Annotated in this window: 12 protein-coding genes; 6 read left to right on the forward strand and 6 right to left on the reverse strand. The window is 64.5% G+C overall.

What is annotated here, in order from left to right; translation table 11 throughout:
* Nucleotides 1-112 precede the first annotated feature (112 nt).
* From pdxA to mfd, 4 genes are all read right to left on the reverse strand, one after another.
* Nucleotides 113-1117, reverse strand: a complete 1005-nt coding sequence (gene pdxA / locus DL240_RS09955; RefSeq protein ID WP_111729743.1) for a 4-hydroxythreonine-4-phosphate dehydrogenase PdxA — start codon at nt 1115-1117, stop codon at nt 113-115.
* Nucleotides 1104-2096 carry a peptidylprolyl isomerase gene (locus tag DL240_RS09960; RefSeq protein ID WP_111729744.1) on the reverse strand — a complete coding sequence of 331 codons (993 nt, stop codon included), beginning with the start codon at nt 2094-2096 and terminating at the stop codon, nt 1104-1106. The genes pdxA and DL240_RS09960 overlap by 14 nt, the downstream gene beginning before the upstream one ends.
* Before the next feature lie 73 nt (nt 2097-2169).
* Nucleotides 2170-3198 carry a peptidylprolyl isomerase gene (locus DL240_RS09965; protein WP_111729745.1) on the reverse strand — a complete coding sequence of 343 codons (1029 nt, stop codon included), beginning with the start codon at nt 3196-3198 and terminating at the stop codon, nt 2170-2172.
* A 12-nt stretch (nt 3199-3210) separates the two neighbouring features.
* On the reverse strand, nt 3211-6828 hold the full coding sequence (gene mfd, locus DL240_RS09970) for a transcription-repair coupling factor (RefSeq protein ID WP_111729746.1): 3618 nt from the start codon (nt 6826-6828) through the stop codon (nt 3211-3213).
* Nucleotides 6829-7143: 315 nt separating this feature from the next.
* Between mfd and DL240_RS09975 the strand changes: the two genes are divergently transcribed.
* The 6 genes from DL240_RS09975 (at nt 7144) to DL240_RS10000 (ending at nt 12204) form a co-directional block, all read left to right on the forward strand.
* Nucleotides 7144-7350 carry a hypothetical protein gene (locus DL240_RS09975; protein WP_111729747.1) on the forward strand — a complete coding sequence of 69 codons (207 nt, stop codon included), beginning with the start codon at nt 7144-7146 and terminating at the stop codon, nt 7348-7350.
* A 208-nt stretch (nt 7351-7558) separates the two neighbouring features.
* Nucleotides 7559-7765 (forward strand): Flp family type IVb pilin, encoded by a 207-nt coding sequence (locus tag DL240_RS09980; protein WP_111729748.1) that lies wholly within the window; start codon nt 7559-7561, stop codon nt 7763-7765.
* Between the two features lie 188 nt (nt 7766-7953).
* A complete protein-coding gene (locus DL240_RS09985; protein ID WP_111729749.1) occupies nt 7954-8559 on the forward strand; it encodes an A24 family peptidase in 606 nt (201 codons plus the stop codon).
* Nucleotides 8559-9680 carry a glycine oxidase ThiO gene (gene thiO, locus DL240_RS09990; protein ID WP_111729750.1) on the forward strand — a complete coding sequence of 374 codons (1122 nt, stop codon included), beginning with the start codon at nt 8559-8561 and terminating at the stop codon, nt 9678-9680. Before DL240_RS09985 ends, thiO begins: the two co-directional genes overlap by 1 nt.
* A 95-nt stretch (nt 9681-9775) precedes the next feature.
* A complete protein-coding gene (locus tag DL240_RS09995) occupies nt 9776-10696 on the forward strand; it encodes a PorV/PorQ family protein (RefSeq protein WP_111729751.1) in 921 nt (306 codons plus the stop codon).
* Nucleotides 10697-11187: 491 nt separating this feature from the next.
* The gene (locus DL240_RS10000) at nt 11188-12204 is read left to right on the forward strand and encodes a sigma-70 family RNA polymerase sigma factor (RefSeq protein ID WP_158542470.1); all 1017 of its coding nucleotides are present in this window, start codon (nt 11188-11190) and stop codon (nt 12202-12204) included.
* Between the two features lie 93 nt (nt 12205-12297).
* On the opposite strand, the gene lspA is transcribed toward DL240_RS10000, so the two are convergent.
* Nucleotides 12298-13047: a signal peptidase II gene (gene lspA / locus DL240_RS10005; RefSeq protein ID WP_111729753.1), complete on the reverse strand. Its 750-nt coding sequence runs from the start codon at nt 13045-13047 to the stop codon at nt 12298-12300.
* On the reverse strand, nt 13044-15899 hold the full coding sequence (ileS, locus tag DL240_RS10010) for an isoleucine--tRNA ligase (RefSeq protein WP_111729754.1): 2856 nt from the start codon (nt 15897-15899) through the stop codon (nt 13044-13046). The genes lspA and ileS overlap by 4 nt, the downstream gene beginning before the upstream one ends.
* Nucleotides 15900-15965 lie beyond the last annotated feature (66 nt).

Below are 15965 nucleotides of genomic sequence, written 5' to 3' on the forward strand. Positions count from 1 at the left end.
AACGAACCACTCGACGCCTGCTTCAGATCTAATCGCGGCGACACCGGGCTCAAACCTCCGGGGCGGGCGCGCCACCGACCTCAGGCGCCCACCAGAACCCCGAACATCGCCATTAACTCGCCAGCGCGGCCCTTCCTCGACGCACCATCTCGGCGGCCAGGCGCGTGGCGTAGAGCATGGAGCCGGCGTCGGCGATGCCCCGGCCGGCGATGTCGTAGGCCGTGCCATGATCCACCGAGGTGCGCACGATCGGCAGCCCCAGGGTGATGTTGGCCGACTCCCCGAAGTGCAGCAGCTTCAGGGGGATGAGCCCCTGGTCGTGGTACATGCAGATCACCGCGTCGTAGGGCGTCTGGCCGCGGCCAAACTTTGCAAAAAGAGTGTCGGCCGGCCAGGGTCCGCTGATCCTGGCGAGCGCGCCGTAGCGCTGGTCCAGCTCGGCCACCGTGGAATCGAGCCACTCCAGCTCCTCGCGCCCCATATGACCGCGCTCCCCGGCGTGGGGATTGACCCCGCAGACCGCCAGGCGCGGGCGCTCCAGCCCGAACTGGCGGCGCAGCCCGTTAAGCGTGATCTCCACCACCCGCTCCACCGCCGCCGGACTCAGCCGCGGGCTGACCTCCGAGAGCGCAACATGCGTGGTGACCAGCGCGACCTTGAGGCGATCGCCGCCGAGCATCATCACCACCTCATCGAGCCCGTAATGCTGCTGGAGCACCTCGGTGTGGCCCACCACCGGCATCTGGGCCAGCTCAAAGAGAGCCTTGTTCCAGGGGGCGGTCACGATGGCGTCGGCGAGTCCGGCATCGACCGCCGCCATCGCCTGCTGCAGCGCGGCCCATTGCGCACGCGCGCAGCGCGCGTCGAGCACCCCGACCGGGCGATCCGAGAAGTCGAGCTCCGGGACCACCTCCACCACCTCCAGCCGGCCGCGATACCCCAGCGCGGCGGCCTCTTGATGCATCACCGCGGCGCTGCCGTAGACCTGGAGTTCCAGATCCCGTGCTCCGGCACGCTCCAGCTCGGCCAGCGTCTTGATGATCACCTCCGGGCCAATGCCCGCGGCGTCCCCCATGGTCAGTGCCAGCCTCACCGGCGACAACTCAGTAGCGGACATCGACAAAGGCCTTGGCGCGCAGGGTCTGGAGGTAGGTCTCGACCACCCGATTCATGGCCTGCTCCTGAAGCTCAGCCCGGATCTGGGCGCGACGCTGCTGGGCCGAGTCGGCGACCCGCTCCTCGCTCTCGAGCACCTCGATCACGTGATACCCAAAGGGGGTGCGCACCGGCTGCGAGAGTTCCCCGGGCTCCAGCTCAAAGGCCGCCTGCTCAAAGCTCGACTCCAGCTGCCCGCGACGAAACTCCCCGAGCAGCCCGCCCTTATCGGCGCCCGGCCCCTGGCTGTGCTCGGAGGCAACCTCTTCAAAGCTCGTGCCGGACTCGACCATCCCCCGCAACTCCAGCGCCCGCTCCCGGGCCGCTTCCTCGACACTGGCCTCCCTGCCTTCGACCGGCACCAGGATATGGCGCACCGTGATGAAACGCTCCTTGCCCGCCGAACCAAAACGGCGGCGGTACACCGAATCGATCTCGGCATCGGCCACCGTGGCCGGACGACCGCTTAAGTTGACCATGCGCATGCGCAGCAGGTTGTCGCGCACCACCTCTTTGTAGGTCTCAAAGTCGATGCCGTACTGCGCCACCATCTGCATGAACTGCTCCTGGCTCAGCCCCTGCTGCTGGCGCAGCGCGCTCATCCACTGGTCGACCTCGGCGTCGGTGACCTGCTCACCGATCTCGGCGGCGGCCTGATTGATCAGGAGGCGATCAACCAGGTCTTCGAGCACCTCGCCCAGGATCTCCTGACGACGCTGCGGATCGTCGAGCACCCGCGTGTTCCGCCCCTGCTGCACCAAAAAGGTGCGGGCCTCGGTCTCGAGCTCGTAGAGGGTGATGATCTCATCGTTCACCTGAGCGACCACCCGGTCGATGATGGCCGCCTGCGCCGTCGAGGCGCCCACCGGTAGCGTGAGCGCCACGGAGGCCAGCGCAACAAGCACCACCAGCGCGGCGCGTCGAAGTGTCAAAAGGTTCATGGGTGGCTCTCAGCTTGCTGAAGTTCAAACATCAAAAAGGGTCAGCGCCGTCCCGAGAGGGCGGCGCGGGCGCTCAGTCGGTGGTGTGAGTCGTGGCCTCGGCGCCCTGATCACGCACCGGCAGGCGCGGGAGCTCCCGAAGGCTCGCCGGAATCGCCGGCGGCGGAGGCGCCACCTGGTCCAGCGCCTCCTGGTCGATCTCAATGGAGGCCTCGGCCATCAGACGGTCGATGAGCTCCTGGCGGAGCTCGCGCTTTTGCTGCTCCAGCTGGCGGGTGCGCACCTCGCGCTCAACCTCGGCTAAAAGGGGCTGACGCGCGGGCTCTTCCTCGGCCACAAAGCCCACCACCCAGCCGCGGGCCGGATCGTGATAGGGCACGCTCACCTGCCCGAGCGGCGTCTCAAAGAGCGCGTCGGTGCCGACTTCCGAAGCGTTGGCCGACACCCAGCCCCGCAGACCATTACGATCCCCGGAGCGCCGATCCAACGAGTACTGACCGGCCAGGGTCGCAAAGGCCGCCAGCGCCTGATCGGTCTCGGCGTAGGCCTCCCGGGTAAAGCTCCGCCGCAGACGCTCGCTCTCCGGACGACTCTCGGCCACCAGCTCGTAGACCAGGCGGCGCGCCGGAACTTTAAACTCCGCGGCGTGCTCCCGGTAGTACGACTCCAGCGCCTCGGGCCCCAGCGCCATAGCCCCGCTCTCTTTAAGAGCCTCGGCCAGCATCAGACGCACCATCGCCTCGCGCATCGCCTGACGGACCTGCGGGCGCTCGCCATACCCGGCGACCTCGGCCGCGTCGGCCATCACCTCAAACTGCACCACGCTCTTTAAAAAGGCCTGGCGCTGCTCCGGCGACTGCAGCCGGGCCCGGGCGTGGGGCGCCAGCGCCTGGATGCGCCGCTCGATCTCGGCCCGGGTCAGGGGCTCCCCGTTGACCCGGGCGACCACGATCTCCTGGCCCGGCGCCTGCTTCGGCGGCGCCGCAGCCTGGGCGCCGGCCTGAGCCGAGGGCTTCTCGGGAGCACAGCTCACAGCCGGCCCCGTCATCATCATCATCATCGCCAGCACAACTCCGGCGGCGCTTTTTGTCCACGTCGTCATCACGCCCCCACCCTACAACGCCAGCAGCTGATTGAGAATCGCCCGGGAGGTCCGCATCAGCTGCGCCGACTCATCGACCTTGAGCTTGTAGATCAACTTCATCTCGGCGGTCAGGCGCCAGCGACCACCGCTGGCACTGACCAGCTCCAGCACCCGCGCCGGATCCAGGGGCGTGCGCTGATCCAGCTCCAGCGCAATCGCACTCATCCCCGCATCCAGACGCTGCGAGCCGATGCGTCGCAGGTCGATCTTCACGCTGATCAGATCCCGGAGGTTGCGCACCGAGTTGGGCGGATCGCCAAAACGATCGACCAGCTCCTCAAAGATCAGCGCCAGCTCATCGCCCGAGCGCGCCAGCGAGAAGCGTTTGTAGAACATCAACCGCAGGCTCGTAGCCGGGATGTAGGTTTCCGGGATGTAGGCCTCCACCGGAATGTTGACCTCCGGCTCCAGCGCGTCCTCCAACTCCTGTCCGCGGATATCGCCAATCGCCTCTTCCAGAAGCTCGGTGTAGAGATCCAGCCCCACCGCCACCACGTGGCCCGATTGATCATCGCTCAACAGGTTGCCCGCCCCGCGGATCTCCAGGTCGTAGCTCGCCACATGAAAACCGCTGCCCAGGTCGGTGTAGGTCTGAATCACCTCCAGACGCTTTTGAGCATCATCGGGCAAGGTACGCCGGGCCGGCACCAGCAGGTAGGCATAGGCACGCTGGCTCCCGCGCCCCACCCGGCCCCGCAGCTGATAGAGCTGGGAGAGCCCGAACATATCGGCGCGGTTGACGATGATGGTGTTGGCGTTGGGGATATCCAGCCCGCTCTCCACGATGCTCGTGCACAAGAGCACGTTAATCTCCCCGCGGATGTAGGCGTACATCACCTCCTCGAGCTTGCCCTCGCCCATCTGACCGTGGCCAATCCCGATGCGGGCCTCCGGCACAATCTCGCGCAGGTGACGCGCCATCTCCTCGATGGTCTGCACCCGGTTGTGCACAAAGAAGACCTGCCCGCCCCGGCCCAGCTCCCGCATGATGGCCTCGCGCACCACCGAATCGCTGAAGCGGGCCACGTGCGTGCGTACCGAGAGACGGTTGTGTGGTGGGGTCGCAATGATCGAGAGGTCGCGAATCCCCAGCATGCTCATCTGCAGGGTGCGCGGAATCGGCGTGGCCGAGAGCGTGAGCACGTCGATATTGGCGCGTAGCTGCTTGATCTTCTCCTTATGCGCCACCCCGAAGCGCTGCTCCTCGTCGACCACCAGCAGCCCCAGGTCGGCGAACTCCACATCTTTGGACAGAATGCGGTGGGTGCCGATGAGCACATCGATCTTTCCGGCGGCAGTGTCGGCCAGAATCTCCTTGACCTCTTTGGCCGAGCGGAACCGGTTGATCGCCGCCACCCGCGCCCCGAACGCCTTGACGCGCTTCTCAAATGAGATCGCATGCTGCTCGCTCAGCAGGGTCGTGGGCACCAGCACCGCCACCTGCTTGCCATCCATCACCGCCTTCATCGCCGCGCGGATCCCGACCTCGGTCTTGCCAAAACCCACATCACCGCAGATCAGGCGATCCATCGGCCGCGCCTTACCCATGTCGCGCAGCACCTCATGAATCGCGCGCGCCTGATCGGGGGTCTCATCAAAGGGGAAGGCTTGCTCAAATTCCTCGTAGAACGCATCCGGCGGGCTGAAGGCAATCCCCTTGGTCAGCTCGCGCTTGGCGTAGAGCGCCAGCAGATCGCCGGCCAGCTCCCGGATGTTCTCTTTGACCTTCTCCTTGGTGCGATCCCAGCGCGTGCCCCCGAGCTTATCGAGCGCGATGTTATCGCCCCCGCCGATGTACTTCTGCACGCGCCCGAGCCGATACACCGGCAGGTAGAGCTTATCGCCCCCGGCATACTCGATATGCAGAAAGTCGTTGGCGATCCCCTCCACATCCAGGTGCGCGATCCCCCGGTAGCGCCCGATGCCAAAATCCACGTGCACCACCAGATCCCCATCGTTGAGATCTTTAAAGTGGCTGATCGCGGCATGCTCGGTGATCGACTTGCGCTCATGGGTGACCACCCGCTGGCCAAAGAGCTCCACGCCCGAGATCAGCGCCACCCCCAGCAGCTCGGAACGAAAGCCCGCGCTGAGCTCCCCGGCATACACCTCCAGCACATCGGCCGGCGGCGGCACCGGTTCGCTGATATCGAGCGGCGCCGGCAAGACCATCGCGTCATGACCGTAACTTCCCAGCAACTCCACCAGGCGCTCAGATTGCGCCCGGGTGCGGCACGCAAAACAGATCCGCCCGTAGCGCTCCTTCCACTCCGGGAGCTTCTCACCCAGCGCCTTAACCGTCTGCTCGACCCCCTGAAAATGCTTGCGCAACGCGATCACATCGTTGTTCTCGCGCACGCGAAACTCAACCCGCTCCTCGGGCACCGCCCAGCCCCGCTCGGCGGCGTCCTCGATCATCGCCACGCGCCGCCATTCCACCGCCAGGCGCTCCCCGAGCCAGTCCCCCATCGCCGGCACGCCCCGGTAGTACTCCCCCACCTCAAAGACGTACTCTTCGTCGGCGCGGGAGGCCTCAAACTCCCGCCGCCGCTTCTCCCAGATCCCGCGGGCCCGGGCCATCAGCGCCCCCGGCTCCAGCACCACCACCACCGCATCGGCGGGCACGTAGTCCAGCAGATCGCCCATCTCCTGATAGAGCGCCGGGACCAGCGCCTCGATCCCCACCACGTGCAGCCCGGCCTGCAGATCGGCGATCAGATCGCGCAGATCGCTGGAGGGCCGGCCCATCTCGGCGCTGAGCGCGCGCAGCCGCCCGATGGCCCGGCCCACGTTCTCCTTGTCCAGGATCGCCTCGCGCACCGCAAAGATGTCGCAGTGGCTGCGCTCCTCAATGCTGCGCTGGGTCTCCCGGTGAAACTGCCGGATCTCGGCCACCTCATCGCCCCAGCGCTCCACGCGCACCGGGTGCTCCTCATGCGGCGAATAGATGTCGACGATATCACCGCGCACCGCGAAGGTCCCCGGATCCTCGACCACCGGCACCTCCGAGTAGCCCAGGTGCCCCATCACCTCGCGCAGACGCTCATTATCCAGCGTCGACTCCACCTCCAGGCGGTGAGAGTGGTGCGCAAAGACCTGGGGGCTCAACGTGCGCCGGATCGCCGCCCCCACCGAACTCACCACATAACGCGGCGGCCGCTCCCCACTGAGCGTATGCAGCGCGGCCAGCCGGCCCATGGTCACGCGCCGATCGGCGGTGGCCTGGTAAAAGGGCCCCACATCATACGAGGGGTAGTGAACCACCACCTCCTGAAGCGTCTCGTCCACCGGGGCCAGCCCCTCAACCTCCCCCAGGTCCTCCACCTCACCGCAGAAGAGACGCAAATCGTCGGCCAGGCGCTCCGCGGCTCGCTCCTCGGCGGTAAGCACCACCACCGGCCGCCCGAGCCGCCCGGAGAGATCGGCCAGCACCGCGGCCATCAGACCTCCCCCGCCCGCCTGCACCTCCACGGCTTGACCGTCACCAATCCGCTCGGCCAGAACCTCCACCGGGTAGCGCTCCTCGCGCTCCGGAGTGACCTGCTCTCGGGGGGCTTCCTCTAGATTCTGGGCTAACTCTTCTGCCACGATCTTCCTCGCTTACCTTGACCTGGAGCGCTCAGATACCGGCGCCGCGCTGTGCGCCCGGCGGGTGTAGTCCGTGCTCCTCGTTGCTGTCAAACACGCCCATCCTCCCCCGGATTTCCTCGCCGGAGATTTGCCGGTGGCCCGCTCCTTGCACATTCCCCCGGTGAAAGAACGCGCCCCCGTGGCTTGACCACGGCGGTTCACAATCGTAACGTTCGTCGCGTCCCCGAAACCCCGAAGGCAAGCCCCCTCGGCCTCATGCAACGGGCGAACCACCGGGCTCGATGACCTGATCGGATCACTGATGAGGATCCCATGAACGCACTGACCTCACTGAAACTCGCGCTGGTCCACTCGCTTGACGGCCTGCACCGCGATGAACGCGGCGTGGCCTACACCGAGTATCTGATCATTTTCTCGCTGATCTCGATCGGCGCGACCATCGCTCTGATCTCCACCGCGGTCTACGTCAAGGCCTACCGCGACTTCCTGGTCTGGTGGCTCGCTCACCCCGCGGTCTAGTGACTTGGGGACTCGATCCCGAGGATCGTGCCAAAGTGGCACACTTTTCCTCGAAGATCGGCCCAAAACACCACGCAGCATTTTTTTTCATAGTCTGGCACACTCGTTGCTGTAACAATCACCCGAAGCGCGACTTCAGCGCGTCGAGTGAGTCTTCACAACCCGGTCCGACAGAAGTCTGGCCAAACTTCCCTGGGAGGAACATCCAATGAACAACTTCAAGAACCTGCTTATCTCGCTGCACAACGACGAAGACGGCGCCACCGCCACCGAGTACATCATCCTGCTCGTCCTCATCGCCTGCTTCGTCATCATGATCGTCAAGGCCTTCGGTGCCACCGTGGCCGACAAGTTCGTGGAAGCGAACGAAGACGTTCAGACCAACGTCGACTTCTCCAGCCGCCCGACCGGCTGATCGAAGTTTGATCGTTATCTGACATGCCTGCGCATGTAAGATAAAAAGGAGCCCACCATCTGGTGGGCTCTTTTTTTTGCCTGTTCTATACCCGCTCCCCGGCACGTCCTGCGGGCTCTGGTCGCCAGACCCCCGGGCTATGCTATGGTTCGACAGCTCTCCGTTGACCTCTTCCAAGGGCATCCTCGATGCAAGCGATCACCGCGCTCCCACCCTGGGCCCAGATCCTGATCATGGTCCCGCTTCTGACCATCTGCCTGATCTCCGCCGTCACCGATTTCCAACAGCGCAAAGTCTTCAACAAGGTCACCTATCCCGGGGTGATCGTGGGGCTTGTAGCCCACACCCTGGCCTTTGGTCTCTCGGGGCTGGGCGGCGGACTGCTCGCGGCGCTTACGGTGCTGGTGGTCGGCATCCTGATTCTGCCCTTTGGCTGGCTGGGCGGCGGCGACATCAAGCTCTTTGCCGTGATCGGTGCCTTTGTGGGCTTTAGCGGCCTCTACGAGGTCATCTTCTACGCCACGCTCATCGGCCTGCTGATGGGGCTGACCCTCTCGGTGGCCAACGGTTACATCGTCGAGATGTTTCGCAAGATGTTCCGCGTGCTGCGCTCGCTCTTGCTCTCGGTGACCAGCCGTACCAACCTCACCGAATCCCTGGAGCCCGACGAACGCGCCTACCTGCCCTTTGCGATCCCGATCTTCTTTGGCGTGTTACTCTCCACGACCGATGCCTACCTGGACTGGCCCCTGTGGCTGGAGGGATTACGCCTGTGGATTCAGGAGACGGTGTGATGACAACAACCGGGCGAATCATCGTCATCGGCAGTGGCGTGGCCGGGCTGGGATGCGCCTGGCGCCTGGCGCGGGCGGGCTGGGAGGTCGAGGTCTTTGAGCGCGGCCACCTGGGAGAGGGGGCATCCACCCGCGCCGCCGGGATGCTCGCCCCGGCCGCCGAGGCCCATTTCGAAGAAGAAGCGCAGCTGGCCCTGGGACAGGCCAGCCTGGCGCTCTACCCGGACTTTGTCCGCGAACTCGAGGAAGAAAGCGGCCTCGATGTTGACTACCGCACCCGGGGCACCCTGGTGGTGGGCATCGATCGCGACGATGATGAAGCCCTGGCCCACCTGCACCGCTTTCATCAACGCCTGGAGCTTCCGGTGGAGCGCCTCAGCGGCGATCAGGCCCGTAAACTGGAGCCCGGGCTCTCACCCACTATTAACCTGGCGCTCTTCTGCCCCTACGATCATCAGGTGCACCCCCGACGCCTGGTCGCCGCGCTGGGACGCGCGCTCCAGGCCCACGGCGGCAAACTCCACGAACACACCGCGGTCGATGCGCTGCGCTTAAGCGAGGATCACTCCCGCGTGCTCGGCGTGACCCTGGCCGACGGCACCCACGTCGACGCCCCGAATGTCCTGGTGGCCACCGGCGCCTGGTCACGCAAGCTTAAAGGCATGCCCCCCGGACTCCTCCCGCACGTGCGCCCGGTGCGCGGCCAGGTCATCGTGGTGGGGTCAGGTGACCCACCACTGTGCCAGCATGTCATCCGCGCCCCCGATGCCTACCTGGTCCCGCGAGCCGATGGCGAATTGGTGATCGGCGCCACCAGTGAAGAGCGGGGATTCGATGCCCGGCTGACTGCCGGCGGCGTGTTTGAACTCTTGCGCGGCGCCTGGGAGACCCTCCCGGGCATCTACGACGCCCCGATCCTCGATCAGTGGGTGGGCTTTCGCCCCGTCTCCCTCTCCAATCTCCCCACGCTGGGCCCCACCCCGGTCCAGGGCCTGCACCTCTCGGTGGGACATGGCCGCAACGGCATCCTCCTGGCCCCCCTGACCGCCCTGGGGCTCGAAGCCCTGATTCGCGGTGAAGATCCGCCCGATGCTCTGCGTCATACTCGCCGCGCCCGCTGAGCGGGCGCAACGCCGCCACGGTTGCCGCGGGCGACGACTTTCAGGTATCACTCCCCGCACCTTGATGCCGATCCACCACGATCACCGGGAACACGATGAAGATGCTCAAACGCGCCAGCCTCCTGACCGCCGCGCTCGCGGTGACGGCGCCCGCCTCCCTTGCTCTTGCCCAACAGGCCGATCCTCTCCCCGAGACCTACTCCGGGGTACGCGCCACCGGAATGGGCAACGCCCTGACCCCGATCGCCGCCGGCGTCGACAGCCTCTACCATAACCCGGCGGGCCTGGCCCGCGGTGAGATGTACATCCTGGACGGTGCCTTTACCTACACCCCCCAGGGGGGGCTCTTGAGCGCGGGCATCGCCGACAGCAAAACCAACCCGCAGATCGCCGCCGGCGTGAGTTACTCCTATTACTTCGGGGCCGAAGATCACGCCGATCTCTCCGGCCACGACGTTCGCGCCGCCGCAGCCGTCCCGGTGATCCCTGAGCGCATCTCCCTGGGAGTCGGCGGGCGCTACATGCACTACACCGACTCTTCCCTCCCCGAAGATCCCGACAACGAAGACAGCCAGGTGCTCTTCAAAGGCTTCACTGTCGATGTCGGGGCGATGTTCCGCGTCACCGAGTTTTTGCACCTCGGCATCAACGGCCAGAACCTCATCGATCCCTGCCGCAACGATGCCCGTTGCCGCGGTGCCGCCCCCACCCGCATTGGCGGCGGCTTTGGCCTGGGAACGGTCTCCACCTTCCATCTCACCGGACAGGCTTTTGTCGACATCAGCTCGGCCGAAGATCCCCTCTTCGATTTCGGAGTCGGGGCCGAATATGTGGCCGCCGGAGCCATTCCGCTGCGTCTGGGATTTGAGCGCCAGGGATTCTTTGAAAGAAACCTGATCACCGCCGGATTCGGCTGGCGCTCTCAGGCTGCGGGCCTCGATCTCTCTTACCGCCACGACCTCAACCAGAGCTCCAGCTTTGGCTACATCTCCGGCGGATTTTCGGTGTATTTTTAATCACTTGCCCCACAAACACACCTGAACAGGGGATGGGGAAAACTTTCGTTCGACGCCCCTCCCCTCTTCGCCTAGGCTTAGAGCCTTCCTCCTCGCCGTAGAAGTACGCCGCCCGGAGCCCGCGTTCGCCGGGTGTAAGGTGGCGGAAGTCCCGCGCGTCTCTCGTGCAGCGGTACCCGGTCGCCGACGTCGTTCTGCCAAGGTCTGTTCGCCACCGGTCGGTGTTTAGCTTTGTAGTTTGATCGTCGTCTCGGGCTTCGAGCCTCCGAGCGCCGCCGCGATGTCGAATAGATCGCATGGCTGTGGTGTTTTCAGTGCGAAGTTCTTTGAAACGTCGATCCTCGACTGCGCATCTCTTGCAGTAGAGATCGCTTGTAGGTCCTCCCCGGGGATTCGATACACCCGGGGCTGGGCGACTATCGCCAGGGGGTATCGAGTTTATGGCTACCCAACATCCAAAACCTAATGAGTCCACTCAACCTAAGGTAGAGGTGCTCGTTGACAAGCCCACGCGCAAAGGCGCCCGCATTAAGGGCAGCGACGAGGATATGGCCCTCGACGCGGGCTCGCTGCGCGACGTCTCCGAACTCTTCGGAGACCTGAGCCTGCCGATGATGCGTGGCTCCAACCTCAACCTTCCGGCCAGCGCCGATCCACTCACCGCGTACCTGGCCCGACTCAACTACATTGAGCCGCTGCCGGCCGAGGAACAACAAGAGTTGGCCGAGCGCTACGTCAACGAAGACGACCGCAACGCCGGCAAGATGCTCATCCTCACCAACCTGCGCCTGGTCGTAAAACTCGCCAGGGAATACCAGCGGCGCTGGACCAACCTGCTGGACCTGATCCAGGAGGGCAACGTCGGCCTGGCCGAAGCCGTCACCCGCTACGATCCCTACCGCGGGGTCAAGTTCACCAGTTACGCCCAGTACTGGATTCGGGCGATGATTCTCAACTACCTGATGAATCATCTCCACCCGGTCAAAATCGGCAGCTCCCGCGCCGGCCGAAAGCTCTTCTACAACCTCAAAAAGGCGCGCCGGGAGTTGATGCGTCAGGGCCACCCCAACCCCACTCCGGCCCTGATCGCCGACTACCTCGACGTCGACGAAAGCGAAGTGGTGCGCGTGGCCGCTCAACTCGACGCGCCCCCGGTCTACCTCGACGCTCAGGCCCCCGGTCACGAAAAGACCACCATCGGGGAGCTGATGCAGTCGGAATCGGCCGACCCCGAATCTCTGGTCACCGATTACGACCTGGCCAGCCGATTGCGCGAGGCCATCAACGCCTTCGGCCAGAGCCTGGAAGACGAACGGGAGATGACCATCTGGTTCGATCGCATGATCGCCGAAGACCCCCGCAGCCTGGTGGATTTGGGCGAATACTGGGGCGTCTCCAAAGAACGCATCCGACAGGTCGAGGTGCAGATCCGTGACGATTTCCGCCGCTTTCTGCTCGACCGGCTCGGCGACGAGGTCGAGATCGATTTCCTCGATCAGCTTGGCTGATCCCCCGGTTCACCTACCACCATTAAAAAAGCCGCCCCGAAGATTCGGGGCGGCTTTTTTAATGGTGTTTTAGCTCTCGGCACCAGGCCTTGCTCAGGCCTGCGCCTCGATCTCGATCGCCTCGCCAGCCTGATTGCGCTCGCGGAGCATATCGCGAATCATCTCAATGACCATAAACGCCACACCCACACAGATCAGGGCATCGGCCACGTTAAAGGTCGGCCAGCGATAGACGTCAGTGTACTTCCAGACGATGAAGTCCGTGACGTAACCGTAGCGCACCCGGTCGATGAAGTTCCCCAGCGCGCCACCGGCGATCAGCGCCAGCGCCCACAAAAGCAGCTTCTGGTCGTTTTGAACCCCGCGCAAGAGCCCCAGGATGATCAACACCGCCAGCAGGCTCACCCCCAGAAAGAAGGGTTTTCGGAACTCGCTATCTTTATCGGCAAAAAGCCCAAAGGCCGCGCCCGGATTGCGGGTGTACTGAAAGTCCCAGTACCCCTCGATCACGGTGACATCGCGATTGGTCACCTCGATGATCTGCCCGGCCTCCAACTCGGTTTCGGGCCGCAGGTGCACACCGTCTTCTGTCCGAGTGTAGAGCTGCGCCATGGCCTTGACCTCTTCCGGCGAATTCGCCTCAAAGGTCTGCCCCAGGTACTCCTCGACCGTCGTGCCCTCCGCCTCCTGAGGAACTTCCAGCACAATCGGGTGCGAGAAGAATCCCGGGCGCTCCGTAGCGAGCCAGCTCTCAGCGTACCACTTCGACCACTGGTCGAGCGCTACGCCAATGACCACGATCATCGCGAAGAGTCCGTATTTCCACATGGACTGGCTTTTCATCCCTCGATCACCTCCAGCACGTGGGCGCAGCGCGGGCAGACTTCAGCGTCGCTGCCCGGCTGAATCCAGAAGTTCCAACAACGGGGGCACTTTTGCCCTGAAGCCGGAACCACCCCGACCTCCACGATCTTCCCTTCGCTCGGCGCGGCCTCTTCGATCACGACCTCACTGGCGATGAAAAGCGCCGGAAGTTGCTCCTCGTAGCTGCGTACCAGGCTCAGGGTCTCGCCAGACGCGCCCACCGTCACATGCGCCTCCTGACTGCTGCCGATTTGCCCTTCTTTACGCTCGCCCTTCTTACGCGCGCGCTTCTCTTCCATGGCCTTCTGAACCTCCTGGCGCACCTCCAGGAGGCGCTCCCAGCGCTCCCCGAGAGCCGCGTCTTTCCAGGCGGCGGTATGCGTAGGGAAGCCCGCCAAAAACACGCTCTTCTCGGCATCTTCCCCGTGGGGCAGATGCTCCCAGGCCTCCTCGCAGGTGAACGAGAGGATCGGGGCAAGTGCCCGCACCAGAGCATCGATCACCAGCCAGTACGCCGTCTGACCGCTCAAGCGCTCACGGGAGCCCGGCGCCTCGCAGTACATTCGATCCTTGGTCACATCCATATAGACGTTGGAAAGGTCGACCGTCACGAAGTGCACCAGCGTGTGGTAAATCGTGTGGAACTGGTAGCCGCGGTAGGCCTCCTCAATGCGCTCAAGCACCTCGGCGGTGCGATGGAGCACCCAGCGATCGATCTCTTCGAGCTCGCTCAGCGCCAGGGCCTCGCCAGGCTCAAAGCCCTCCAGCCCGCCCAGCAGGAAGCGGAAGGTGTTGCGCACCTTGCGGTAGGCGTCCGAGACGCGCTTGAGGATCTCGGTGGAGAGAGTGATGTCACCGCGGTAGTCCACCGCCGAGACCCACAGACGCAGGATCTCCGCGCCGTACTGATCGATCATCCGCTGCGGCGGCTCAAAGTTCTTGCTCGACTTGGAGTACTTGCGCCCGTCTTCATCGGTCACAAAGCCGTGGGTCAGGCAGGTCTTGTAGGGCGAGTGACCGCGGGAGGTCAGGCAGGCCAGCAGACTGGACTGGAACCAGCCGCGATGCTGATCGCTGCCTTCCAGGTAGAGATCGGCCTGCGTGCCGATCCCCAGCTTGCGGTCGAGCACCGCCGACCAGGAGACGCCGGAGTCGAACCACACATCGAGGATGTCTTCCTCTTTGCGGAAGTCATCGCCGCCACACGCCGGACAGACCGTGCCCGCGGGCACCAGCTCGGAGGCGTCGCGCTCAAACCACACATCTGCACCGTGGTCTTCGACCAGATCTGCCACATGATCGGCGATCTCACGCGTGGCCAACGCCTCGTTGCACGCCCGGCAGTACATCACCGTGATCGGCACGCCCCAGCTACGCTGGCGGCTGATGCACCAGTCCGGACGCCCGACCACCATGCCGTGGATGCGATCGCGGCCCCATTGCGGCACCCAGTTGATCTTTTCGATCTCTTCGAGCGCGGCCTTACGAAGCTCAAAGCCCTCCTCCAGACCGGCCGCCTGGGGCTCCATGGCCACAAACCACTGCTCGGTGGCCCGGAAGATCACCGGCTTCTTGCTGCGCCAGCCATGCGGATAGCGATCGATGGTCACCTTGTCGCCCGGCGCATTCAGCAGCATCCCCAGGTCGGCAAGTTTCTGCTGGATCACCGGGTTGGCCTTAAAGACCTGAGTGCCGACAAACTCTTCGACCTCGGCCCCACGGAACTTCCCGTACTCGTCGACCGGGCAGAGAATCCCCAGACCAAACTGGCGGCCCAGCTCAAAGTCTTCCTGACCGTGGCCCGGAGCGGTGTGCACACAACCGGTGCCCTGCTCCAGGGTGACGTAATCTGCCGGCAGCAGCACCGAATCGCGCTCCAGCCAGGGATGGCGCGCCTTCAGGCCCCGCCCCTCGCCCAATTCGCCAACCAGCTCGCGACCCTCAAAGCTGGCCAGGACCTCAGACTCCTCGATGCGGCAATCCTTGAGCACCTGCTCGCGACGCCCCTCGGCCATCAGGTAAACCTCATCGCCGACCGCCACCAGCTGATAGGTGAGGTCGGGATTGAGCGCGATCGCCAGGTTCGCCGGCAGGGTCCAGGGCGTGGTCGTCCAGATCACCGCAAAGGTCTGGCGCTCACCCACCCGGGCCCGAAGCGCTTCGGGAAGCTCTTCAAAGGGGAACTTCGCGTAGACGTGCTCGGTGGTGAACGCGTCGTACTCGACTTCGGCCTCGGCCAGAGCGGTCTGCGCCGCCCAGTCCCAGTGCACCGGCTTGAATCCGCGGTAGACGATGCCCTTCTCAAAGAAGCGGCCGAGCTCCCGCACCGTGGTCGCCTCATAATCGTAGGACATGGTCAGGTAGGGATCATCCCACTGCCCAAACCCCATCACCCGCTGGAACTCGGTGCGCTGGATGTCGACAAAGCGCTGCGCGTACTCGCGGCAGGCCTGGCGAATCTCGACCTTGGTCATCTCGCGCTTCTTTTTGCCGAGCTCCTTATCCACCTGGTGCTCAATGGGCAGCCCGTGGCAATCCCACCCGGGCACGTACTCACAGAGTTCGCCGGCCATGTTGCGGAATTTCACCACAAAGTCTTTGAGCGTTTTGTTGAGAATATGGCCGTGGTGCAGGGTGCCATTGGCGTAGGGAGGGCCGTCGTGAAGAATGAAGCGGGGCCAGCCCTCGGCTTTACCGCGCTCCACCCACGCCTGATAAATCCCCTCGTCCTGCCACCAGCTCACGCGTGCTTCTTCGCGCCCGGCCAGATTGGCGCGCATCGGAAAGTCGGTCGAGGGGAGGTTGAGGGTGTCTTTAAAGTCCTTGCCCACAGCGGCACTCCTTAGCAGTTCATAGGTTGGAAAATCACCACCCGAATCGCGCTCTTCTAACACAGC

Origin of the sequence: Lujinxingia litoralis (genome assembly GCF_003260125.1) — a bacterium.
Lineage (GTDB): Bacteria > Myxococcota_A > Bradymonadia > Bradymonadales > Bradymonadaceae > Lujinxingia > Lujinxingia litoralis.